The organism is Rhodopseudomonas sp., assembly GCF_013377015.1.
Taxonomy (GTDB): domain Bacteria; phylum Pseudomonadota; class Alphaproteobacteria; order Rhizobiales; family Xanthobacteraceae; genus JARJEH01.
In genome coordinates, this window is sequence record NZ_JACABA010000002.1 from 487,829 (window position 1) to 509,003 (window position 21,175).

At 62.2% G+C, this 21,175-nt stretch carries 23 protein-coding genes and 1 pseudogene; 14 read left to right on the forward strand and 10 right to left on the reverse strand.

Features of this window, described 5'->3' with window-relative positions:
* Positions 1-256 precede the first annotated feature (256 nt).
* The 5 genes and pseudogenes from HXX15_RS10670 (at position 257) to HXX15_RS10690 (ending at position 6,532) form a co-directional block, all read left to right on the forward strand.
* Positions 257-4,021: a vitamin B12-dependent ribonucleotide reductase gene (locus tag HXX15_RS10670; RefSeq protein WP_296515885.1), complete on the forward strand. Its 3,765-nt coding sequence runs from the start codon at positions 257-259 to the stop codon at positions 4,019-4,021.
* A 100-nt stretch (positions 4,022-4,121) separates the two neighbouring features.
* Entirely contained in the window at positions 4,122-4,295 is a 174-nt protein-coding gene (locus HXX15_RS10675) for a hypothetical protein (RefSeq protein ID WP_296515886.1), read from the forward strand.
* Positions 4,296-4,420: 125 nt separating this feature from the next.
* Positions 4,421-5,893 (forward strand): TIR domain-containing protein, encoded by a 1,473-nt coding sequence (locus tag HXX15_RS10680; RefSeq protein WP_296515888.1) that lies wholly within the window; start codon positions 4,421-4,423, stop codon positions 5,891-5,893.
* A gap of 187 nt (positions 5,894-6,080) precedes the next feature.
* A complete protein-coding gene (locus HXX15_RS10685; RefSeq protein WP_296515890.1) occupies positions 6,081-6,281 on the forward strand; it encodes a hypothetical protein in 201 nt (66 codons plus the stop codon).
* A pseudogene (locus HXX15_RS10690) lies at positions 6,278-6,532 on the forward strand (hypothetical protein). The gene HXX15_RS10685 and the pseudogene HXX15_RS10690 overlap by 4 nt, the downstream one beginning before the upstream one ends.
* A gap of 184 nt (positions 6,533-6,716) precedes the next feature.
* Here HXX15_RS10690 and HXX15_RS10695 read toward each other — a convergent pair.
* The 3 genes from HXX15_RS10695 to HXX15_RS10705 all read right to left on the reverse strand — a co-directional run bounded on the left by HXX15_RS10695 (position 6,717) and on the right by HXX15_RS10705 (position 8,660).
* Positions 6,717-7,736 carry a fatty acid desaturase gene (locus HXX15_RS10695; protein WP_296515892.1) on the reverse strand — a complete coding sequence of 340 codons (1,020 nt, stop codon included), beginning with the start codon at positions 7,734-7,736 and terminating at the stop codon, positions 6,717-6,719.
* A 234-nt stretch (positions 7,737-7,970) separates the two neighbouring features.
* Complete coding sequence (locus tag HXX15_RS10700) at positions 7,971-8,135, reverse strand: hypothetical protein (RefSeq protein WP_296515894.1); 165 nt, start codon at positions 8,133-8,135, stop codon at positions 7,971-7,973.
* 162 nt (positions 8,136-8,297) lie between these two features.
* On the reverse strand, positions 8,298-8,660 hold the full coding sequence (locus HXX15_RS10705) for a hypothetical protein (RefSeq protein ID WP_296515896.1): 363 nt from the start codon (positions 8,658-8,660) through the stop codon (positions 8,298-8,300).
* A gap of 145 nt (positions 8,661-8,805) precedes the next feature.
* Between HXX15_RS10705 and HXX15_RS10710 the strand changes: the two genes are divergently transcribed.
* Together HXX15_RS10710 and HXX15_RS23165 are read left to right on the forward strand one after the other, a co-directional pair.
* Positions 8,806-9,042 carry a hypothetical protein gene (locus tag HXX15_RS10710; RefSeq protein WP_296515898.1) on the forward strand — a complete coding sequence of 79 codons (237 nt, stop codon included), beginning with the start codon at positions 8,806-8,808 and terminating at the stop codon, positions 9,040-9,042.
* Positions 9,039-9,242 carry a type II toxin-antitoxin system RelE/ParE family toxin gene (locus HXX15_RS23165; protein ID WP_366558575.1) on the forward strand — a complete coding sequence of 68 codons (204 nt, stop codon included), beginning with the start codon at positions 9,039-9,041 and terminating at the stop codon, positions 9,240-9,242. Before HXX15_RS10710 ends, HXX15_RS23165 begins: the two co-directional genes overlap by 4 nt.
* A 182-nt stretch (positions 9,243-9,424) precedes the next feature.
* Here HXX15_RS23165 and HXX15_RS10720 read toward each other — a convergent pair whose 3' ends face one another.
* Positions 9,425-9,934: a hypothetical protein gene (locus HXX15_RS10720; RefSeq protein ID WP_296515902.1), complete on the reverse strand. Its 510-nt coding sequence runs from the start codon at positions 9,932-9,934 to the stop codon at positions 9,425-9,427.
* Between the two features lie 278 nt (positions 9,935-10,212).
* On the opposite strand from HXX15_RS10720, the gene HXX15_RS10725 reads away from it, so the two are divergent.
* Positions 10,213-10,653 carry a hypothetical protein gene (locus tag HXX15_RS10725; protein WP_296515904.1) on the forward strand — a complete coding sequence of 147 codons (441 nt, stop codon included), beginning with the start codon at positions 10,213-10,215 and terminating at the stop codon, positions 10,651-10,653.
* Between the two features lie 8 nt (positions 10,654-10,661).
* Here HXX15_RS10725 and HXX15_RS10730 read toward each other — a convergent pair whose 3' ends face one another.
* Entirely contained in the window at positions 10,662-11,039 is a 378-nt protein-coding gene (locus HXX15_RS10730; protein WP_296515906.1) for a hypothetical protein, read from the reverse strand.
* A gap of 275 nt (positions 11,040-11,314) precedes the next feature.
* Between HXX15_RS10730 and HXX15_RS10735 the strand changes: the two genes are divergently transcribed.
* The 4 genes from HXX15_RS10735 (at position 11,315) to HXX15_RS10750 (ending at position 14,337) form a co-directional block, all read left to right on the forward strand.
* Positions 11,315-12,430: a beta-ketoacyl-ACP synthase III gene (locus HXX15_RS10735; protein WP_296515907.1), complete on the forward strand. Its 1,116-nt coding sequence runs from the start codon at positions 11,315-11,317 to the stop codon at positions 12,428-12,430.
* A gap of 49 nt (positions 12,431-12,479) precedes the next feature.
* A complete protein-coding gene (locus tag HXX15_RS10740) occupies positions 12,480-12,692 on the forward strand; it encodes a hypothetical protein (RefSeq protein ID WP_296515909.1) in 213 nt (70 codons plus the stop codon).
* A 192-nt stretch (positions 12,693-12,884) separates the two neighbouring features.
* The gene (locus HXX15_RS10745) at positions 12,885-13,490 is read left to right on the forward strand and encodes a CPBP family intramembrane glutamic endopeptidase (RefSeq protein WP_296515911.1); all 606 of its coding nucleotides are present in this window, start codon (positions 12,885-12,887) and stop codon (positions 13,488-13,490) included.
* Positions 13,491-13,584: 94 nt separating this feature from the next.
* Positions 13,585-14,337 carry a tyrosine-protein phosphatase gene (locus tag HXX15_RS10750; RefSeq protein ID WP_296515913.1) on the forward strand — a complete coding sequence of 251 codons (753 nt, stop codon included), beginning with the start codon at positions 13,585-13,587 and terminating at the stop codon, positions 14,335-14,337.
* 18 nt (positions 14,338-14,355) lie between these two features.
* Here the strand turns inward: HXX15_RS10750 and HXX15_RS10755 are convergent, their stop codons facing one another.
* Both HXX15_RS10755 and HXX15_RS10765 read right to left on the reverse strand, forming a co-directional pair.
* The gene (locus tag HXX15_RS10755) at positions 14,356-16,221 is read right to left on the reverse strand and encodes a potassium transporter Kup (RefSeq protein WP_296515915.1); all 1,866 of its coding nucleotides are present in this window, start codon (positions 16,219-16,221) and stop codon (positions 14,356-14,358) included.
* A gap of 471 nt (positions 16,222-16,692) precedes the next feature.
* Positions 16,693-17,397, reverse strand: coding sequence for a GrlR family regulatory protein (locus tag HXX15_RS10765; protein ID WP_296515917.1), 705 nt, complete (start codon positions 17,395-17,397; stop codon positions 16,693-16,695).
* A 102-nt stretch (positions 17,398-17,499) separates the two neighbouring features.
* Here HXX15_RS10765 and HXX15_RS10770 point away from each other — a divergent pair, with 102 nt between their 5' ends.
* Both HXX15_RS10770 and HXX15_RS10775 read left to right on the forward strand, forming a co-directional pair.
* Complete coding sequence (locus HXX15_RS10770) at positions 17,500-18,000, forward strand: hypothetical protein (protein ID WP_296515920.1); 501 nt, start codon at positions 17,500-17,502, stop codon at positions 17,998-18,000.
* 117 nt (positions 18,001-18,117) lie between these two features.
* The gene (locus HXX15_RS10775; RefSeq protein ID WP_296515921.1) at positions 18,118-18,420 is read left to right on the forward strand and encodes a hypothetical protein; all 303 of its coding nucleotides are present in this window, start codon (positions 18,118-18,120) and stop codon (positions 18,418-18,420) included.
* 93 nt (positions 18,421-18,513) lie between these two features.
* On the opposite strand, the gene HXX15_RS10780 is transcribed toward HXX15_RS10775, so the two are convergent.
* The 3 genes from HXX15_RS10780 to HXX15_RS10790 form a co-directional block, all read right to left on the reverse strand.
* On the reverse strand, positions 18,514-19,134 hold the full coding sequence (locus HXX15_RS10780; RefSeq protein ID WP_296515923.1) for a GNAT family N-acetyltransferase: 621 nt from the start codon (positions 19,132-19,134) through the stop codon (positions 18,514-18,516).
* A 261-nt stretch (positions 19,135-19,395) separates the two neighbouring features.
* On the reverse strand, positions 19,396-19,794 hold the full coding sequence (locus HXX15_RS10785; RefSeq protein WP_296515926.1) for a PaaI family thioesterase: 399 nt from the start codon (positions 19,792-19,794) through the stop codon (positions 19,396-19,398).
* 78 nt (positions 19,795-19,872) lie between these two features.
* The gene (locus HXX15_RS10790) at positions 19,873-21,153 is read right to left on the reverse strand and encodes an ArgE/DapE family deacylase (RefSeq protein ID WP_296515928.1); all 1,281 of its coding nucleotides are present in this window, start codon (positions 21,151-21,153) and stop codon (positions 19,873-19,875) included.
* Positions 21,154-21,175 lie beyond the last annotated feature (22 nt).

Here is a 21,175-nt window from a genome sequence, read left to right on the forward strand (position 1 = left end):
GGCAACGGGGCGTGGGCTTGTCTGTGCCGCGAACCGGCGTCTGGGCGACAAAAAAACGAGCCGGACAACGGCTCCGACGAGCGTGCAAGGCGTTGAACAGCATCGCCCCCGTGAACCTGAGCGGCGCTCAGGGTGGGCGAAGCGGCAAAAGAGAAACAGGGTCGGGATACCGGCTCGAGCTGCGAACAAAGTTCGCGATGGTTGAACTCGCCGGGCCGCATAAGATGCGGGTCCGGTCTTATGAACGGGGCACGAGATGAAGATCGAGCGGCGCTACACCAAGGACGGCCAGTCACCCTACGCCGAGATCCAGTTCCGGATGACCACCAGCGAGATTCGCAATCCCGATGGCTCGGTGGTGTTTCGTCTCGAAAACGTCGAGGTCCCGGAGTTCTGGTCGCAGGTCGCCTCCGACGTGCTGGCGCAGAAATATTTCCGCAAGGCCGGCGTCGCCGCCCGTCTGAAGAAGGTCGAGGAAGAGACCGTGCCGTCGTGGCTGTGGCGCTCGGTGCCCGACACCGAAGCGATGGCCCATCTGCCCGAGCACGAGCGCTATGTCAGCGAATTGTCGTCCAAGCAAGTGTTCGATCGCCTCAGCGGCTGCTGGACCTATTGGGCCTGGAAGGGCGGCTACTTCACCTCCGAGGATGACGCCCACGCCTTCCACGACGAGCTGCGCTACATGCTCGCGAAGCAGATGGTGGCGCCGAATTCGCCGCAATGGTTCAACACCGGCCTGCACTGGGCCTACGGCGTCGACGGCCCCGGCCAGGGCCATTTCTATGTCGACTGGCAGACCGGCAAGCTGACCAAGTCGAAATCGGCCTATGAGCACCCGCAGCCGCACGCCTGCTTCATCCAGGGCATCCAGGACGACCTCGTCAACGAGGGCGGCATCATGGATTTGTGGGTGCGCGAGGCGCGGCTGTTCAAGTACGGCTCCGGCACCGGCTCCAACTTCTCGCGGCTGCGCGGCGAAGGTGAAAAACTCTCGGGCGGCGGTCGCTCCAGCGGCTTGATGAGCTTCCTCAAGATCGGCGACCGCGCCGCCGGCGCGATCAAGTCGGGCGGCACCACGCGCCGCGCCGCCAAGATGGTGGTGGTCGACGCCGACCATCCGGACATCGAGACCTATATCGACTGGAAGGTGAAGGAAGAGCAGAAGGTCGCCGCGATGGTGACCGGCTCCAAGATCAACCAGAAGCACCTCAAGGCGATCATGCGCGCCTGCGTCAATTGCGAAGGCAGCGGCGACGATTGCTTCGATCCCGACAAGAACCCGGCGCTGCGCCGCGAGGTCAAGCTGGCGCGCCGCGCAATGGTGCAGGACGCGATGATCAAGCGCGTCATCCAGTTCGCCAAGCAGGGCTACAAGGAAATCGATTTCCCGACCTACGACACCGACTGGGATTCGGAGGCCTACCTCACCGTCTCCGGCCAGAACTCCAACAACTCGGTGTCGCTGAAGGATGATTTCCTCCGCGCGGTCGAGACCGACGGCGACTGGAATCTGATCGGCCGCACCAACAAGAAGGTGATGAAGACGATCAAGGCCCGCGATCTGTGGGAGAAGATCGGCTACGCCGCCTGGGCCAGCGCCGATCCCGGCCTCCACTTCAACACCACGATGAACGACTGGCACACCTGCAAGGCCTCGGGCGACATCCGCGCGTCCAATCCCTGCTCGGAATACATGTTCCTGGATGATACCGCCTGCAATCTGGCCTCCGCCAATCTGCTGACCTTCTACGACACCACCGCGAACGTGTTCGACATCGAAGCCTATGAGCATCTGTGCCGGCTGTGGACCGTGGTGCTGGAAGTCTCGGTGATGATGGCGCAGTTCCCGTCGAAGCAGATCGCGGAATTGAGCTACGAATTCCGCACGCTCGGCCTCGGCTTCGCCAATATCGGCGGCCTGCTGATGACCATGGGCCTCAGCTACGACTCCAAGGAAGGCCGCGCGCTGTGCGGCGCGCTGACCGCGATCATGACCGGCGTCGCCTACGCCACCTCGGCCGAGATGGCCAAGGAGCTCGGCCCGTTCCCCGGCTACAAGAAGAACGCCAGCCACATGCTGCGGGTGATCCGCAATCATCGCCGCGCCGCGCATGGCGAATCCCGCGGCTATGAGGGCCTGGCGGTGTCGCCGGAGCCGCTCGACCAGATCTCCTGCCCGCTGCCCGACGCCGTCGAGCACGCCAAGGCGGCCTGGGACAAGGCGCTCGAACTCGGCGAGCTGCACGGCTATCGCAACGCCCAGACCACGGTGGTGGCGCCGACCGGCACCATCGGCCTCGTGATGGATTGCGACACCACCGGGATCGAGCCCGATTTCGCGCTGGTGAAATTCAAGAAGCTCGCCGGCGGCGGCTACTGGAAGATCATCAACCGCGCGGTGCCCGCCGCGCTGCGGATCCTCGGCTATCCGGAAAACCAGATCGCCGAGATCGAGGCCTATGCGGTCGGCCACGGCTCGCTCAGCAATTCGCCGGCGATCAACGTCTCGACCCTGAAGGCCAAGGGCTTCACCGACGAGGCGCTGAAGAAGGCGGAGGCAGCATTGCCGACCGCCTTCGACATCAAATTCGCCTTCAACAAATGGACCTTCGGCGAGGACTTTTTGCATGATGCGCTGAAGCTCGACGCCGAGACCATCGCGGCGCCGAATTTCGACCTGCTGTCCGCGATCGGCTTTTCCAAGCGCGAGATCGAGGCCGCCAACATCCACATCTGCGGCGCCATGACCATCGAGGGCGCGCCGCATCTGAAGGCCGAGCATTACGGCGTGTTCGACTGCGCCAATCCCTGCGGCAAGATCGGCAAGCGCTATCTCTCGGTCGAGAGCCACATCCGGATGATGGCGGCGTCGCAGCCGTTCATCTCGGGCGCGATCTCCAAGACCATCAACATGCCGAACGACGCCACCGTGGAGGATTGCAAGTCCGCCTACCTGCTGTCGTGGAAGCTGGCGCTGAAGGCCAACGCGCTGTATCGCGACGGCTCGAAGCTGTCGCAGCCCTTGAACTCGCAGCTGATCAGCGACGACGAGGACGAGGACGACGCCATCGAGGCGTTCTACGACAAGCCGATGGCGGCGCGCACCGCGCACATCTCCGAAAAGGTGGTGGAGCGGCTGGTCGAGCGCATCGTGGTGATGCGCGAGCGCGAGAAGATGCCGGATCGCCGCAAGGGCTATACCCAAAAGGCGGTGGTCGGCGGCCACAAGGTCTATCTGCGCACCGGCGAATATGACGACGGCCGGATCGGCGAGATCTTCATCGACATGCACAAGGAAGGCGCAGCGCTGCGCTCCTTCATCAACAATTTCGCCATCGCGGTGTCGCTCGGCCTGCAATACGGCGTGCCGCTGGAGGAATATGTCGACGCCTTCACCTTCACGAGGTTCGAGCCCGCCGGCCCGGTCCAGGGCAACGACTCGATCAAATACGCCACCTCGATCCTCGACTACGTGTTCCGCGAACTCGCGGTCAGCTACATGGGCCGCTTCGACCTCGCCCATGTCGATCCCTCGGAGTCGGGTTTCGACGCCATGGGCAAGGGCGTCGAGGAAGGCCGCGCGCCGGAGCAGCCCAACAACAAGTATCTGTCGAAGGGCCTGACCCGCTCGCGCACCGACAATCTGGTGGTGATGCGCTCCAGCGACACGCGCGGCGCGACACCCTCCCCCACCGCCGGCCCGGTGTCTGAGGCCAACAGGGGCGGCGTCACGTCCCTCTCCTCCGCCCGCGTCGCCGATGCGCTCGAAGGCGCCACCGCGCTGAAGCAGGAAGCCCAGCACGATTTGTCGCCGACCGAAAAGCTCGAAGCCCTGCAATGGAGCCGCGCCGGCGCCGCAGCGCATGCCCAGCCCGTCACCTCCAAAGCCGAACGCCGCGCCGAAGCCAAGGCGCGCGGCTACGAAGGCGATTCATGTGGGGAATGCGGGAATTTCACGCTGGTACGGAACGGCACCTGCATGAAGTGCGATACGTGCGGGTCAACGACGGGGTGTAGCTGAGCTACTAATCCACAGGTAGAAGGGCGGCGACTACTCGCCGCCCTTGACACATCAGAACAAATCACGAACTATGCCACCTGTATCACGTAGGAGAATAGCCATGGCAACGAACCCACCTAAAGGCGACGGACATCGCAACGGCGCCGTGAAAGAACGATCGCAGACGTACAACACCAAGACCGAAACTTGGGTGAAACGCGACACCGATACTGGTCGATTCATGGACGTGAAGTCCGACGGCAAACCTTTCAAAGGTGTCCGCAAGGAGGATTAGCGTCGCTTCGGGTGAGCAAAGACTGACCCGTGAGGCGAGTTGGCGGAGCGTAATGCCCTCGCGCTCAGCGCGGCGCAATATGCTTCGCTATTGCGCCGCCTTGAAACATCGTAAATGGAATCCCGATGGTTTTGCTTCTCGAAGAAGTATTCCGCACGGAAGGCGTACCGGAATTCACATTCGTCGCACCGCCGAATTACTCGGAGATCCTTTTGGACATCCGCAGGTCGGGGAAGCCGGTCGTTCTAGAGGGGCAGTCGGGCACGGGAAAGACAACTTGCGTCAAGCGGATTGTTGCCGAGTTGGGTGATGGACTTCAGACTGAATACCTGACTGCTCGCAATCCTGTTCACGTGTCACGAATAGAAACTATTGTTCAACAGCATCTCACAGGTCGATTTGTAATCGACGATTTCCATCGATTGTCTCAGCCCCTACAAGAGCAGATTGCTAACGTCGCCAAACTCTCGGCAGAGTTGGGCGACGAAGCAGACCTACCAAAGCTAATCATTATTGGCATCAATCAGGTCGGCTCTGCTCTGATTCAACTTGTTCCGGATATTGCGAAACGTACCGGAATTCACAGAATCTCCCCGGGCCGGAAAGCCGACATCGCTGAACTCGTTGAAAGCGGGTGCTCCAGCCTCAATGTTAAAATTGTCAATTCAGACGCCATTTATAACGAAAGTCGCGGTGACTACTGGCTGACTCAGCAGCTTTGCCAATCCATTTGCATCTCTAGCAACGTGACTCAGACGCAAGAAGATATAAAATCAATAGAGTTCAATATAGACGAAATACGGCAGCGCGTCGTCGAAAGGCTCAGGGCGGCCTACTATCCAGCAGTTAAAGAATTTTGCCGCGGTAGGCGCTTCAGACCGAGCAATGACCCGTACTTTAAGCTCCTTCGAGAAGTCGGCCAGCAGGAATCTTCGATAGTTGACCTTACCGAGATGGCCAATGCGGTACCAACCGTTCGTGGCAGCATAAATAACATCAAAGACTATCGCCTTCAGATCTTAATCGAATCAAAACCCCTGGTCGCAACTCATTTTTACTACAACACTGATACGAAGACGTTCGCGATCGAAGATCCTGCCCTATTCTATTTCATCAAACATCTTGATTGGAACCAACTTCGTCAGGACTGTGGATTTAGAGAGAGCAGCGATGACTATCAGTTCGACGTTGCCTTGTCGTTTGCAGGTGAGAATCGAGAACTAGCTCAGCACATCTACGAAGGGCTTCGAACTCTTGATGTCACTGTGTTTTATGACGCAATGTTCGAAGCAAACTACCTTGGAAAAGCGTGGTCGGCTCAATTCGCAGAAATATTCGGCAAATCGAGCCGATACGTTGTCTGCCTCCTAGACCAGAATCATGCAAACAAAATCTGGCCTACTTTTGAAAGAGAAGTGTTCTCACCCCGAGTGGCGAGTGCGAGCGTGATTCCGATCTTCCTCGACAAAACGAAATTCGTTGGCATTCCCCAAGATATCGTAGGAATACCATTTACGTTCGACCCCACGTTACCCGACTGGAGGACCCGTGCGGATTCGGAGATCATCTACAAGCTCATCGATAAGTTATCTGCATAAGATTCGAGCGGCGCAATACGCTTCGCTATTGCGCCTACGGGGCTACTCGCTCACACCACTAGCAAGCGTAGCCCGGATGCCAATCCGGGTCTTCCCTCCCCGCTGAAATGCCGCTGCCGGATTGCGCTTCGCTCCATCCGAGCTACAGGTCTTTTCTCTCACCTGCGCCGCATGCTAAATTGGCTTCATGACCACCGCCGAGGACATCGAGAAGGCCGTCGAACAACTCAGCTCCCGCGAGCTGGCGCGGTTTCGCGCCTGGTTCGAGGCGTTCGATGCGGAGCGGTTCGATGCGGCGATTGCGCGCGATGCCGCGGCCGGCAAGCTCGATGCCCTGGCTGAGGAAGCCGTCGCCGCGCATCGCGCCGGCCTGTCGCGCGAGCTGTGACCCACAAGGCGACGCCGCGATTCTGGGCGGCGTATGACGACCTCCCCGCGCCGATCAGGAAATTCGCCGACGCCCAATAGGCCTTGCTGAAGACCGATCCGCGGCACCCCTCATTGCAGTTCAAGAAGGTCGGCCGCTATTGGTCGGTTCGCGTCGGCCTGCGCTATCGCGCCCTCGCCGTCGAGGCCGACGGTGAATTCGTCTGGTTCTGGATCGGCTCGCATGCCGACTACGACCGCTTGATCGGTTAGCCAGCAAGCTAGCCCGGATGAAATCCGGGTCCTCCCTCATCGCTGAAATGTCGTTCCCGGATTGCGCTGCGCTCCATCCGGGCTACAGGGTTGCTTCAGGCCATCGCTTCCGCATCTGGATTGAACGAGTTCCGCCGTTCGGAGCCGGGAGCGAGCGGCCCGGCTTTCGCGACGCGCGGCTGAGCTACCTTGCGCCGGACGCGCCGAGGTCTTCGGCCAAGCCGTCGGATGCAGTCTGGACGGCGACGGCCCCAGCGCTGGATGCGGGGTGAATGAAAATGTCGTGCACCAACCCGAGTTTCCCCAGCCCCAGAATGATCAGGCCGTTGATGTCGATTTCGTACCAGGCGTGCGACAGATAGGCGTCGCGCGGAAAGCGGTGATGGTTGTTGTGCAGCCCCTCGCCGAAGGTGAGGATCGTGGTCACCAGCTCGTTGGTGGTGCCGTCATTGATCTCGTAGCGGCGGTAGCCGTAGCGGCCGTCGCTGTGGCAGACCGAATTGACCAGCGAGGTCGCCATCGTCATCACATAGCTGCGGAACAAGCCGGAGAACAGCACACAGCCGATCATCGTATGCACGCCGCCGAAGGCGTAGCCGATCGCGCCCGGAATGATCACCGCCGACAGCGCGTACCAGTACCAGCGGGTCCGGGTGAAGAACATCGCGATCGGATCGGCCAGAATATCCTTGGCGTAGAATTCGGCGTCGGTTGTTTCCCGATCCCACACCCAGCCGCCTTGCGCATGCGCCATGCCCTTGACGAAGCCGGCAATGCGGTTGCCGCCGCCGTCATAGTAAGGGCTGTGGACGTCGCCGGGCTTGTCGGTGTGCAAATGGTGTCGGCGATGATTGGAGACCCATTTCAGCACCGAGCCCTGCACCGCCATCGTGGCGATCGCAGCGAACAGCGCCCGCATCACCGGACCGCAGCGGAAGGCGCGGTGCACGAACAGCCGGTGCATGGCGACGCCGATCCCGATCGTGGTCAGCATGAACATGCCGGCGAACACCGCGATCTCCACCCGGCCGATGCCCTGGGTGAAGGCCCAGAGCAATCCTGCGATCGAGCCTCCGATCATGAAGCCGAAGGCGATATAGGAATCGAAAAACTTGGCCTCGACCACCGGGCCGTCGACCAGCACGCCCGGCGGCATTTTATGGTCCGCGCCTTGTTCCGACGCCACGCCCTGAATTGCGGTCATTTTCAGCCGATCCATTAACGGAAAATTAACTACCTCTTTCAAACTACAGACGCAGGTAGTTTCTGGCAAGCGTCGCCCGGACCAAGCGCGGCGCAATCCATGACTCTTGATTTCGTGGTTAACGCGATTGCGCTGCGTTCAATCCGGGCTACCGGCCCTCATTCATGCCGCTTCAGACCCGCCCCCAAAACGAAAACACCTCGAACATCGACGTCTCGCTTTGCGATTGGATCGTCAGGAGCCCAGCCACCAGATCGCGAAGCCGGTCGCGATACATGCCAGCCCGACAACAGCTCCGACGAACTCGGCAGCTTGGTCCCAGCCGAGGAATTTGAGGATGGCGTGGCCCGTGGCCGTGACGAGCGTTTCCACGATCGCGCTGAGCAGGCTTTGCAGCATGACGTTTAGTCGCGCCACATTCGCCTGGGTTCAACTGCAACAGCGAGCGTAGCCCGGATCCAGCGCAGCGCGATCCGGGACCTCGCTCAGCACTGAAACGCACCTCACCGGATTACGCTGCGCTTCATCAGGGCTACTGGCTTCGCTCGGCGCTTTGCCGCTTCATCTGCCGCAATTCCAGATCGGGCCGATCGGCGTCTGGGTCCAGCACGGACCAAAACTGCCGCCATTGTAGCGGCCGCCGTAGAAGCCGGGCCGGCCGACATAGTGCAATTCCCCGTCCCATCCGTAATAGCGCGGCGTCGGGTCGATATACCAGGGGCGCCGGTTGCGGCGGGCCATGCGCAGATCCGAAGCTTTCTGGCGAAACAGCGGAACGCTGTTGCTCAGCGGCTGATGATAGCCCGGCAGGAAGCCGTAGCCATGCCAGCGCGGCGGCGACCGCTTGTGCACCGGCGCAGCCTGCGCAGCGGCGGAGAGCAGCGACAGGACGACAGCGATCGATAGACAGATGAGGCGCGACATCGGTCGACGATAGACGCTCGGCTGCCGGCAGGCCATTCAAATCTGGGTGCAAATCGAGCTTCGGCCGCTTGCGCGCAGCGTCGCCCGCTGCAGTCCAGTCCGCCGGACGCTGACAGCGCTCCAGCCTCATGCTAGATTGCATCCCATGAAAACCAAACCGCTGACCGACATTCTCGCGCGGGTCGAAACTTGGCCGCCGCATCTGCAGGACGAGCTGGCCGCCTTCGCGCGTGAGCTCGACGCCGGTGCCAACGGTCGCGACTATCAGCCGACGCCGGAGGAACTGGCCGGAATCGACCGTGGATTGCGCGACGCGGCGGAAGGCCGCTTTGCCAGCGAGGCGCAGGTCGAAGCCGCGTTCGCCAAATTTCGCGGTCAATGAAGGTCGTCTATACCGACGAAGCACTGCGTGATCTCGATGCCATCGCCGATTGGTTGACCGCGCACTACCCGACGGTCGCGCCGGCCGTCGGGCGGCGCATTCAGAGCGTCGTGGCCCACATCGCGCGTTGGCCGCAAAGCGCGCGACGGTCCGCCGGCCGGCCGAACGTTTGCGTGGTGCCGCTCGGGCGCTATCCATAACTGATCTTCTATCGCGTCACCGCTGATGCCGTCGAGATCCTGCACATTCATCATGCCGCTCGGCAGCGTTTGGATGACGACGACTCTTAGCCCGAGATCAGATCGCGGGAATTCTTGGGCATGGATTCGGCGTGGATTTCGATAGCGATGCGGCATTGCTCGATCCGGGCCGCCTTGCCCGACTACTTCTTCGGTTCCGTCGCCGGCTTCTCCTTGGTCAGGATCGCGACCAGCGCGTAGTCCGGCGTCGTGCCCGGCTTGCTGGCGATCTGGTCGTAAATCAGAAAGTCGCCGTCGAGGCGCAGTTTGATATCGTCGATCTTGTCATTGTCGATCGGGTTCAGCGTCACCAGGCTCTCGCCCTTGACCGAGCCCACTTTGGTGTTGGGCTTCAGCGTGGTCGCGGTGCCTTCGACGAAGGTGATGACGCCGTCCTTGTCGATGGTGAATTTGTCGATTTCGGCGAAGGTCTGTTTGCCGAGCTCGTCGCATACCATGTGGGCTTCATGCACCTGGTAGCTGGTCTCGCTGCCGACGAATTTCATCTTGATGTCGCCGCAGCTGTAGATCTTGTCGGCCATCTGGAAGGTGCCCTTGCCGACCCAGACGCCGTCGACGAAAGACGCGCCGCCACCGGCGATTGCTGTTGAACCAAGTGCAACGACGAGCGCGGCGCTCAAGATCAATTTCATCGGACACCCTCCAGTCAAAAGGTTTTCTAATACCTATTTCAGTAATGATTACAGTATGTTGGCATGACAACGCCGGCATCACAAGCGAACCCGCCGGGGATGTCGTTGATATGCATCACCCGCAGAAATCGCCCGTCAGACACCTTGCGGTTCGCCAACCGGATCGAACCGCCGCCGTTGCGCGCGTCCGATTCGTGTGGCTCTCTCGCAGCGAACATCCGCCGCGGCGTCGATGTGACCGGAACACCAGCGTGTTCGCGAACCCCAAAGGATCCGCCATGTCATTGCGCAGCGTTCGTACTCTCGTCGTCGCCCTGATCGCGCTGCTGGCGGCGGGCCTGGCGCCGCCGGCCCGCGCCGACAGCGGCACCATCCACATCTCGTTCCTGAAGGCCGGCTGGGTGATCGGCGGCTCGTTCGGCAGCGGTACCCTGACGTTTCGCGGCCGGACCTATCCGCTCTCGATCGGCGGCCTCAGCTACGGCCTCACCTTCGGCGGTTCGCAAACCGATCTGCACGGCCGGGTCAGCAACATCTTCCGCCCGCAGGATGTCGAGGGCGTCTATGGCGCTGCCGGCGCCGGCGCCACCGTGGTGCAGGGCGCGCAGGCGATCGTGCTGACCAATCAGAACGGCGCGCTGCTGGAATTGAGCGGCCGGCAGACCGGATTGATGGTCAGTCTCGACCTCAGCGGCATGGCGCTGTCGCTGGCCCGCTGATCTGACGCTCAGCGCGGCAGCTTCGGGATCGAGTCCGCAAAGCCGTTGAAGCAGGCCAGCCGCTCGTCCTGCTCGGGCTGCAAACGGCAGTCGGCGACTGCCTTCGCTGCCGCCTTCGGCGGCTTGGCGCCGGGCTTGGCCTTCGGCGGAAACACCGCATCGTAGCAGTCGAGCCGCTCCTTGGAGCCGTCTTCGATGTCGAGGCAGGCCTGCAGCCGCACCGCGATCGATTGCGGCTTGCCGGGCTGCTTGATGGCCGCGCCGGCCGGCTTGGCCTGCTTCGGCTTGATCTGCACCAGCGGCTTGTCGCCGACCATCGGCGGCGGGCTCTGCGCCAGCGCCGTCGCCGAAACCAGCATCGCGCCCAGTATCAACCACGCTCTCATCGGATCCCTCATCGATTGCACCGCATCGCAGCGCGCGGCCGGCATTGTTCGCGTCCCCCTCAAATCGAAGACTCGGCGCGGCGTCAAGCCCCGCAACGGTCGGAGCCGAGCGGCCCTGCGAACGGTCCGGATTGACGAACCCGAAATCCGGGATCATTTTGTCTGGCGTCAAGGCATGCCGCCTGAAATCGGCGTCGGATATTTGTGCGGGTATTTGGCCCGTCCTCTATCCGCCGGCCGCCGCGCCCCCTCAACCATCCGATCTGGAGTCTACGGTGCGCCCTGCCGTCATTGCCACCACCGGCCTCTACACCCCGCCCGACAGCGTCTCGAACGCCGAGCTGGTCGCCGCCTTCAACGCCTATGTCGAACGCTTCAACGCCGACAATCGCGACGCGATCGAGGCCGGGCGGATCGAACCGCTGCAGCCGTCGTCAGTGGAATTCATCGAGAAGGCCTCCGGCATCAAGTCGCGCTTCGTGGTGCAGAAGTCCGGCATCCTCGACCCCGCGGTGATGCGGCCGGTGATTCCGGAGCGTCCCAACGAACAAATCTCGATCCTGGCCGAGATCGCGGTCGCCGCCGCCGAGGATGCGCTGACGCGCTGGGGCAAGCCGCGCGAGCGAATCGGCGCCGTGCTGTGCGCGGCGTCGAACATGCAGCGCGCCTATCCGGCGATGGCGGTCGAGGTTCAAGCTGCGTTGGGGCTTGGCGGCTTCGGCTTCGATATGAACGTGGCCTGCTCGTCGGCGACGTTCGGGATCAAGACCGCGGCCGACTATGTTGCCACCGGATCGGTCGACGCGGTGCTGATGGTCAACCCCGAGATCTGCTCCGGCCATCTCAATTTCCGCGATCGCGACAGCCACTTCATCTTCGGCGACGTCGCCACCGCAGTGATCGTCGAACGCGCCGACCAGGCCGAGGGTGGCTGGGATATTCTCGGCACCAGGCTGAGAACCCAATTCTCCAACAACATCCGCAACAATTCTGGCTTCCTTAATCGCGCTGCGCCGGAGGGCCGCGACCTGCCGGACAAGCTGTTCGTCCAGCAGGGCCGCAAGGTGTTCAAGGAGGTGGTGCCGCTGGTCTCGGAGATGATCCTGGAGCACGCCAGCGATCTCGGCCTCGACCCGCAGGCGCTGAAGCGGATGTGGCTCCATCAGGCCAACATCAACATGAACGAGATCATCGGCCGCCGCGTGCTCGGCCGCGAGCCGACGGCGGACGAGAACGTCATCATCCTCGACCAATATGCCAACACCTCGTCGGCAGGTTCGATCATCGCCTTCCACAAGCACTCCGACGATCTGGTGGCGGATGACGTCGGCCTGATCTGCTCGTTCGGCGCCGGCTACTCGGCCGGCACCGTGTTCGTGCGCAAGCGCTGAAAAGACGATGCCGGCTGGAACAAGCGTCCCGGCTGCGCTATCAAGGCAGATGCAATTTATCCTCGCGGTGTTCATCATTGCAGCGTTGCCGATCGCGGCGATGGCCGAGGACAAACGCCCCGTCAAGCCGCTGCCGCCGCGGCAGGCCAAGACCAACCCCTGCGCCGCGTTCGGGCCGGGCTTTGTGATGGTAGAGGGCACTTCCACCTGCGTCAGGATCGGCGGCAGCATCAGCGTTGGCGCCGGCGGTCGCTCGCGTTAACCCGCCCCCGCCCCCGCAGGCGCGCGGCAGCCTGTTGTTGTGCAATGCCTCCGCTCGCCGGCTCGTCTTGGATTTCGCATATTTGGCCGCTCTTGGCCGCCGGCCCCGGGCAATTACGGGGACGGAAATGTGATCGGCACGGGCGCGTTTTGCTGCTCGGAACCAGTCGCACTATGTTATCTTGACAGTTCGATGACATATTTGCGTCAACTGCGACCGATCGTGCCGCTGGCCGGATTTGCGGTCCTGCTCACCTTGCCTGGACTTGCGATCCAGTCCGGGATGCTGCCGTTCGAGTACAGAATATACGCGCTGTTGGTGGTTTCGGCCGTCTGCATAGCGCTGTGCCTGCTGGCCGGCTTTTCATACGCCGAGCTCGGCCTCGGCCGGCCCTCGTCACGTCGGCACTGGATCGGTTGCGGCACGCTGACGGTCGGGCTTGCCGCGATCATGGTGCTGGCGACAAAGCTGTTCAGCTTCGATCATCAGCAACCAGTCTGGCTGAGCTTTGCGCCGTTCTATGTGCTGGTCTCCAGCCCATGTCAGGAGGTGGTGTGCCGGTCGATCCCCAAACTCATGACCGACCGTCTGCAAACCAACGGCTGGGCCTATGTGCTATATTCCGCCACGATGTTTTCCCTGATCCATCTGGCCTATGGCGACACCGCGCTGCTGCTGAACACCTTCCTGCTCGGCGTGGTGTGGGGCTTCGCCTATCTGCGGATGCGCAACATCTGGCCGTTGATCATCTCCCACGCCGCGATCGGGACGCTGGCGTTTTCGCTCGGACTGGCGTGAACGGACGCGGCAATCGCCGATCAGCGGGCCTGCCATCACCAGCACGCAAACCTACTGTCATTCATTCGCCGCTCCGATCGCGTAGGTTGATCTCATGTTCGATTCTCCGACGCGTCATCTCGCGCTGACCGGCGCCAGCAATTTCCGCGATCTCGGCGGCTATCCCGGACGCGACGGCCGCTTGGTCCGCTGGCGGCGGATGTTCCGCTCCAATCATCTCGGCGATTTGACCGCGCAGGATATCGACGTGCTGCGCGGCCTCGGCTTGAAGAGCGCATTCGATCTGCGCGGCGCGGACGAGCGGCTGGCGAGCATGTGTTGCTTCGACGCCATCACGGTCCATTCGCTACCGATCGAGCCGGCAGTCCTGGTGGCCCTGAAAACTCGGCTGCTCAGCGCCGAGCCGCTGACCGCCGCCGAGACCGCGGAACTGATGCGCGATTCCTACCGCGACTATGTGCGGCGGAACACCCCAGCGTTCCGCGCCCTGTTCGCGCATCTGCTCGAAGACCACGCGCCGCTGGTGATCCATTGCACCGCCGGCAAGGACCGCACCGGCTTCGCCTGCGCGCTGATCCTGAACGCACTCGGCGTGTCCGAGGATCTGATCGTCGAAGATTATCTGCTGACCAATCGCCATTACCGGATCGATCCGGCGACCGCGCGCAGCATCGAGCTGCCCGACGACGTCAAGGCGGTGCTGGTTTCGGTCGAGGAATCGTTCCTCGCTGCGGCGTTCGAGGCCGTGCATGCCGACTACGGCAGTCTCGACGCCTATCTCGCGGACGGCCTTGGCATCGGCGCGCGCGAACAGGCCGCGCTCGACCGGCGCTACCTGGAATCCTGACGCCGCGCGGCGCGCGCGTCAGATTTCCAGTTGGGTGCCGAGCTCGACCACGCGCTCGGTCGGGATCTTGAAGAAGATCGTCGCCCGCGTGGCATTCAGCGTCATGAAGGTGAACAGTCGCTCCCGCCACAGCGCCATGCCGGGATTGAGACTCGGCACAAAGGTCTCGCGGCTGAGGAAGAACGAGGTCGACATCATGTTGAACTCCTGGCCGAACTTCTTGCACAGCGCCAGCGCGGCGGGCACGTCGGGGGTCTGCATGAAGCCGTAGCGGATGGTCAGGCGATGGAAGCCGTCGCCGAGATCGGTCATCTCGACCCGCTCGGAGTCGGGCACGTAAGGCGTCTCCGCGGTCATCACGGTGGCGAGGATGACGCGCTGATGGACGGTCTGATTGTGCTTGAGATTATGCAGCAACGCCGGCGGCACGCCGTCGGTGGCGGCGGTCAGGAATACCGCAGTGCCGCGCGCGCGCGACACGTTGGGGCCGAGCGCCCGCATCACCACGTCGAGCGGGACCGCCTGTTTCTTCAGCTGCTTGCGCACCAGCGAACGGCCGCGGCGCCAGGTCGTCAGCACCGTGAACGAGATGAAGCCGACGAACAGCGGAAACCAACCGCCCTGCGCGACCTTGATGATGTTGGCGGAGAAGTAGGCGAAATCGACCAGCAGCAGCGTGCCGGCTACCGCGACGACGGCAGTCCAGTGCCAACGCCACAGCAGCGACATCACGAAGGAGACCAGGATGGTGTCGATCATCATCGTGCCGGTGACGGCAATGCCGTACGCGGCAGCGAGATTGCTCGACGACTGGAAGCCGATCACCAGCGCCATCACCGCGAGGTACAGCGTCCAGTTGGTGAACGGGACGTAGATCTGCCCAGCTTCCTCGCCCGAGGTGTGCACGATCGTCATACGCGGCAGCAAGCCGAGCTGAATCGCCTGACGGGCGACCGAGTAAGCTCCGGAAATCACCGCCTGCGAGGCGATCACGGTGGCGAGCGTCGCAAGTCCGACCATCGGCACCACCATCCATTCCGGCCCAAGCCGGAAGAACGGATTCTGAATCGCCCCCGGATCAGTGACCAGCAGCGCGCCCTGACCGAAATAGTTCAACAGCAGCGCCGGCAGCACCAGACAGAACCACGCCACCCGGATCGGGAAACGGCCGAAATGTCCCATGTCGGTGTACAGCGCCTCGCCGCCGGTGACGGCGAGCACCACCGAGCCGAGCGCGAAGAAGCTCAGCATCGGATTGGCGTAGATGAAGGCGGCCGCGAAGGTCGGACTGATCGCCTCGAGCACCACCGGCGCCGCCGCGATATTGGCGATGCCGAGCACCGCGAGCACCACAAACCACGCGCACATCACCGGTCCGAACAGCCGGCCAACCAGGCCGGTGCCGCGGCTCTGAATGAAGAACAAGGCCGTGAGCACCACCGCGGTGATCGGAACGACGTACGGCTTGAGGTCGGCAGTGACGACCTCGAGGCCTTCCACCGCCGACAACACCGAGATCGCCGGCGTGATCATGCTGTCGCCGTAGAACAGAGCCGCGGCGATGACGCCGAGCAGCATCAGCGGATAGGCGACGCGGCGGCCCTTGGTCAGTTCGGTGACCAGCGCCAGCAGCGCCAGGCTGCCGCCCTCGCCGTGGTTGTCGGCGCGCATGATAATGATGACGTATTTCACCGTGACCAGCAGCATCACGGTCCAGAACACCAGCGACAGCACGCCGAACACGTTGTCCGGCGTGACCGGAATCGGATGGTGGCCGGCGAAGGTTTCCTTCAGCGCATAAAGCGGGCTGGTGCCGATATCGCCATAGACGACCCCGATGGCGCTGACGATCAGGCCCGCGCCCTTCTTGTTGTGTTCGCTCATTGCCCGCCCCTGGCCCGCGTCAATCGATTTGCCAAGGCGAGATCTGGTCTCGAACCGACCGAACTGCCAATTCCGGCATCAAGGAGCATTGGCTCTGCTGCGATACCCATCCTGCTAGCGCACGATTCTGCAATGGTTTCTTCTTTCCACATCGGACCGGCTTTGTTATGGAGCTGGATCAGGACGGAGCTGTCGCCGCCCCGGCGAAAGACACATATCTCATTGATTCATTGAATTATTTTTCAGTTCAGAAGCGCGGCGAAGTACGCAGCTAGAGGTGCGGATTGGTCAAACTTGTCCCTAATCGCAAACCGGCAATCCGCACGCTTCAGCGCCGTCTTGGCCACGTCATTACCGAGTGCCGCGGCCTTTTCATAGTCCGCTTTGGCGGCGGCGGTATTCTGTGGCCTGCCGCGCCCGATCTGCCCGAAGGCGCCGATTTGCTCCGGCGTGCCCGGAGGACCTGCTCTGCTATGCCCGTCGCATCAATTTAAGTGACGCCGACAGCCGGATGCTGCGCTTTCCCACCAGCGCCATCGCTTCCAGTTCCGCCGCCTCCTGGTCGCAGCTGCCGGAAAAGCCGATCCCGACTTCATGGCCGCCGAAGATCGGATGCTCAATTTTGGCCGGGGTATGTTCCTGATTGAGGATCTGGCCCTTCCAGCGGCCCAGCGCCGAGGTGTAGGTGCCTTGATAGTAGAAGAACGCGTCGCCGCCGAGAATCCGTCCGTCGGACAGCAACAGCATCCCGGTCAACCGGCCCTCGACGCCGTCGAGCATCCGGATGTGGATCGAATACAGGCCGTTGACGATACCGCCTTCACCGACCGCGCCGTCGGGAGGCTTGGTGTCGTGGTCGATCGGCGTCATCATCGACTGAAACACCGCGCCGGGCATCTGCGCGGAACCGCCGCGGAAGTGATAGACATTGCCTTGCGCCCTGCCCGTCGCCTCGATGGTGGCAATGTCAGCGCCCAGCAGCGACGGATAGTTCGGGTCCTGGTGGGCGCGTTGGCTGGTAATCTCGGCGGTGACCACACCGTCGGCCTCGCGGTAGGTGCCGAAATGGGCAAATGCCGAATTGCCTCCCAGCATCTTGCCGTCATGCACATACATCACGCTGCGGCCGACCGCATCGTCGACCTGATATCTGACTTTGTAGAACCCCTCCAACACTAACCACGTTCCCTCGGCGCCATCCCGGTTCAATCTAGCGGGTCTTGCCGTATCGCGATACGGGGCCGGTTGCTGCAATCGGAAAACGCCTGGGCTGCTTACTTGTCGAATACCGATTTGCAGTCTTGGCTGAGACTCGACCTGTTCTGCCGCATGCACGTGGTGATGCGATCGATGTTGGGAATTTCGCTCCCGCACAGCCGGAACGCATCGCCGGTGCACAGCCTCTGCTGGTCGGCGGTGAAGGCCTGGCTCGCCGTTGCCGCCGCCGTTAGCGAGACCGCGACCAGCGCAATCGTCAATCCGAACCGGAGAGGCGTCGAACAGGTGTTGGCCAGGGGAGATTGGCCCGAACGGTTCCTGGTCATGTCGACCTCCGAATGCATCGCCGTGGATGGGCACACCCTGCTCGCTCCGATTGCATCTGACTGTGACGGTGATCACATCGATTACGAACCACGACGCAGCGGCGACCATCGCTCATCACGTCCGACCGGGTCCGAAGACTTGAGAAAGACAAATTTGCGAACACTACATCGCAAACGCAAAGTTAACTTCACGGCGCAAACAGCGCACAGCTGCCATGATTTGCGGCCGAGTTGATTTGCCGCAATTGCCGATCAAGCACATTCGACCATTGTTATAGCGGCGCTGCCGATTCACATATTGCAATGCAGCATCGGCTCCACTAGGTAAGCTGTAGTCAAATCGGGGCGGTCGATGAGTGAAGATTGGAATACGAAATATGGCTCGCGACGCGTGCGGCGTGATCCGCCAACGCTGGACGAGGCGATCTTCGCGGCGATGGGGATTACCGACGATCTGGAGTCGCAGGCCGAGATCGCCGCTTCGCTGATGGGATTGCCGCTCGAAGCGGTGCAGACCGAAGTCAAGAAGGCCGGGCGCGCCGCAGCGCGTACTACGCGGGTGATCACCGGCGAGCAGGGATTTCAGCGCTCGATCGTGGTCGAGCGTCGGGTGTCGCGCAAGATACTCGGCAACGACAAGCGGGTCGGCTCCTAACCGCCGATGCTCGTGCGGAACTTCTTTCCTGCGCACACGACAAATGCCGCGCTGTGAAGCGCGGCATGATGAATGAGCGGCGATCGAGGTCGGTTAGGCGGCCTTGCCGATCCCCGACATCTTCAGAAACAATCTCCAGCACGCCTGATTGAAATCGATCAGTGCGCTAGCGGCACCGGCCGGGATTTCGATCGTCGGCTGATCGGCACTGGACTGTTCATCATAGAGGTTGATAGTCCCGGTCGATTCACCCTGGCGGAACGTCAGATGCGCGCCGAACTTGTTGGCCAGCGCTCGCATCGCCTGATTCTGCGAACCGGTGGTGATGCGAAGGTTCTCGTAGCCGAGCGACCGGGCGACCGCGATCAGCTGCTTGAACAGGATGCTGCCGATCCCCTTCCGTCGCAAATGGCCCTCGACGCTGAATGCGATCTCCGGCAGTGAGTCGGTGGAAAGATCGGGCTGGTGCAACTCCGCAGCGGCGTGGACGGTGCCATCCTCGGCAAAATACGCGATGATGATGGTTCCATCGCTGGCGCACTTCTTCGAATAGCGATCAACGAAACCTTCATCGGCATAGCCGTTGAACCGATCGCGCCGACTTTCCGGATCCAGACGCAGCAGATGATCCCTCAGCAACGGCAGTTCTTGATTGATCAAGGACCGGATGGTGCCTTTTGACCCCGTCAAACCCTCGATTACAGCGTCGTGCATTGCATCTCTCCTTTTGGACGGCCCTCAAGGAGGCGTTCGAATCCCTAGACAGCCTATATTGTGCGACGCACAATAATATTCAAGATCATTTGGCGGGCAGCGACATCAAAGAATGTGCTGCCGACCCCGAACGTTTCTCAATATCTTCATATTCCAAGCGGCTTAACAATCGCTTGAGCCAACTCAAAAACCAGGCCGCCGGACCGCCAAAACCGCATTTTGCACCGCACTCTGGTAGTCTTACGGGGGCATCCGGGCTGGCTACAGCACCATCTGGGTCTGGGTTACCACCGCGACCAGTCGCCCCCCCTCGGTCTCCAGCCGGGTCTGCCAGACCTGGGTCCGCCTGCCCCGGTGGATCGGCGTCGCGGTGGCTCGGATCGTCGCCCCGGCCTTGGCCGCGCCGATGAAATTGGTCTTGCTCTCGATCGTGGTGGTGCCCGTGGCGTCCGCCGGCAGATTGACGATGGTCGCCGCAGCGCCGACGGTGTCGGCGAACGCCATCACCGCGCCGCCATGGACGGCATCGCCCAGGGTGCACAGATCGCCCCGCACCGTCATGGTGGCGACGACGCGTTCCTTCTCGGCCTCGGTAAAGACGATGCCCATCAGCACCGCGAACGGCAGCGGCCGCGAATTGATCAGCTCAAGCGGTGTCATGAAGAAACCTCCCCGAAATTGCCTGGCTTGATCGCGCAGGCGCTTTTTTGAATTGCACGAACGATCGATCGGCGTGGATCAGATCGGCTCCACGCCGCACCACTCCGCGATGAACAAGGCGGTGGCCTTGGTGGATTGGCGCAGCGAGGCGAGATCGACATATTCGTTGAAGCCGTGCATCGCGCCGCCGCTGGCGCCGAAGCACAGGCTCGGAATGTTGTAGTTCAGCCCGTAGAACCGGGTGTCGGTCAGCGCGGTGAACACCAGGTCGGGCACCGCTCCACCATAAACCGCATTGAAGGCCTTGCCGAATGCGGCTTCCGGCGCCGCGGAATCTTTCAGCTCATAGCCTTCAGAGAGGAACCCGGACCATTCCACCTGCGGCGGATTGTTCGACAGAAAGCGATGGTCGCGCGCGGCGGCCGAGACGCAGGCAAGAATCTCCGCCTGATGATCGGCCACCGACCAGCCCGGCAGGATCGCGATCCGGCAATCGACGTCGCACCAGGCCGGAACGCTGGAGGCCCAGTCGCCGCCCTTGATGATCCCTGGATTGAAATTGATCGGATGGTTGACCGTCCTGAAATGCGGATCGCTCGCCGCGCGCGCGTTCCAGTCCGCTTCCAGCTTCTGCAGCGACTGGATCAGGTGATAGGCCGCGGTGATAGCGTTGGCGCCGGAACCGGCCTCGAACACATGCACCGGATGGCCGCGCACTTTCAGGCGGAACCAGATCACCCCGACCTGCGACCGCACCATCTTGCCTGAGGTCGGCTCCGGGATGAAACAGGCATCAGCGCGGTAGCCGCGTTGCAGGGTCGACAGCGCGCCGACGCCGGTGCTCTCCTCCTCGATCACCGATTGAAAATGAATCCGCGCGGTCGGCTTCAGCCCGGCCGCCTTGATCGCATCGAGAGCAAACAGCGCGCCGATGGTGCCGGACTTCATGTCGCAAGCGCCGCGGCCAAACATCTTGCCGTCCTTCACGACCGGCGAGAACGGCGGCGTCTCCCACATCTCCAGCGGCCCGGTCGGCACCACGTCGCAGTGGCCCTGCAGGATCAGCGATCTTCCGGCGTTGGTCGCCGGCCGATAGGTACCGACCACGGTGCGAGCCTTGGAGAAATCATGCTCGATCGGCCCGAAGCCGCGCAGGTCCTTCAAATCCTCGACGTCGATGTGCCAGTCGTCGACCTCGTAACCACGCTGCCGCAGCAGGTCCGCGATCATGTCCTGGCACGGCCCTTCGGCGCCGCGGGTGCTGGGAATCGCGACGAAATCCCGCGTCGCGGCGAGCTGGGCGTCAAAGCCGGCATCGACGGCGTCAAGGATTTTGCGATGCTGTTCGGTGACGCTCATACGCTGATTGCTCCCGTGGGTG

Coding starts and splice junctions, on each gene's coding strand:
- HXX15_RS10670 (WP_296515885.1), top strand. CDS start 257: ATGAAGATCGAGCGGCGCTACACCAAGGACGGCCAGTCACCCTACGCC.
- HXX15_RS10675 (WP_296515886.1), top strand. CDS start 4,122: ATGGCAACGAACCCACCTAAAGGCGACGGACATCGCAACGGCGCCGTG.
- HXX15_RS10680 (WP_296515888.1), top strand. CDS start 4,421: ATGGTTTTGCTTCTCGAAGAAGTATTCCGCACGGAAGGCGTACCGGAA.
- HXX15_RS10685 (WP_296515890.1), top strand. CDS start 6,081: ATGACCACCGCCGAGGACATCGAGAAGGCCGTCGAACAACTCAGCTCC.
- HXX15_RS10695 (WP_296515892.1), bottom strand. CDS start 7,736: ATGACCGCAATTCAGGGCGTGGCGTCGGAACAAGGCGCGGACCATAAA.
- HXX15_RS10700 (WP_296515894.1), bottom strand. CDS start 8,135: ATGCTGCAAAGCCTGCTCAGCGCGATCGTGGAAACGCTCGTCACGGCC.
- HXX15_RS10705 (WP_296515896.1), bottom strand. CDS start 8,660: ATGTCGCGCCTCATCTGTCTATCGATCGCTGTCGTCCTGTCGCTGCTC.
- HXX15_RS10710 (WP_296515898.1), top strand. CDS start 8,806: ATGAAAACCAAACCGCTGACCGACATTCTCGCGCGGGTCGAAACTTGG.
- HXX15_RS23165 (WP_366558575.1), top strand. CDS start 9,039: ATGAAGGTCGTCTATACCGACGAAGCACTGCGTGATCTCGATGCCATC.
- HXX15_RS10720 (WP_296515902.1), bottom strand. CDS start 9,934: ATGAAATTGATCTTGAGCGCCGCGCTCGTCGTTGCACTTGGTTCAACA.
- HXX15_RS10725 (WP_296515904.1), top strand. CDS start 10,213: ATGTCATTGCGCAGCGTTCGTACTCTCGTCGTCGCCCTGATCGCGCTG.
- HXX15_RS10730 (WP_296515906.1), bottom strand. CDS start 11,039: ATGAGAGCGTGGTTGATACTGGGCGCGATGCTGGTTTCGGCGACGGCG.
- HXX15_RS10740 (WP_296515909.1), top strand. CDS start 12,480: ATGCAATTTATCCTCGCGGTGTTCATCATTGCAGCGTTGCCGATCGCG.
- HXX15_RS10745 (WP_296515911.1), top strand. CDS start 12,885: ATGACATATTTGCGTCAACTGCGACCGATCGTGCCGCTGGCCGGATTT.
- HXX15_RS10750 (WP_296515913.1), top strand. CDS start 13,585: ATGTTCGATTCTCCGACGCGTCATCTCGCGCTGACCGGCGCCAGCAAT.
- HXX15_RS10755 (WP_296515915.1), bottom strand. CDS start 16,221: ATGAGCGAACACAACAAGAAGGGCGCGGGCCTGATCGTCAGCGCCATC.
- HXX15_RS10775 (WP_296515921.1), top strand. CDS start 18,118: ATGAGTGAAGATTGGAATACGAAATATGGCTCGCGACGCGTGCGGCGT.
- HXX15_RS10780 (WP_296515923.1), bottom strand. CDS start 19,134: ATGCACGACGCTGTAATCGAGGGTTTGACGGGGTCAAAAGGCACCATC.
- HXX15_RS10785 (WP_296515926.1), bottom strand. CDS start 19,794: ATGACACCGCTTGAGCTGATCAATTCGCGGCCGCTGCCGTTCGCGGTG.
- HXX15_RS10790 (WP_296515928.1), bottom strand. CDS start 21,153: ATGAGCGTCACCGAACAGCATCGCAAAATCCTTGACGCCGTCGATGCC.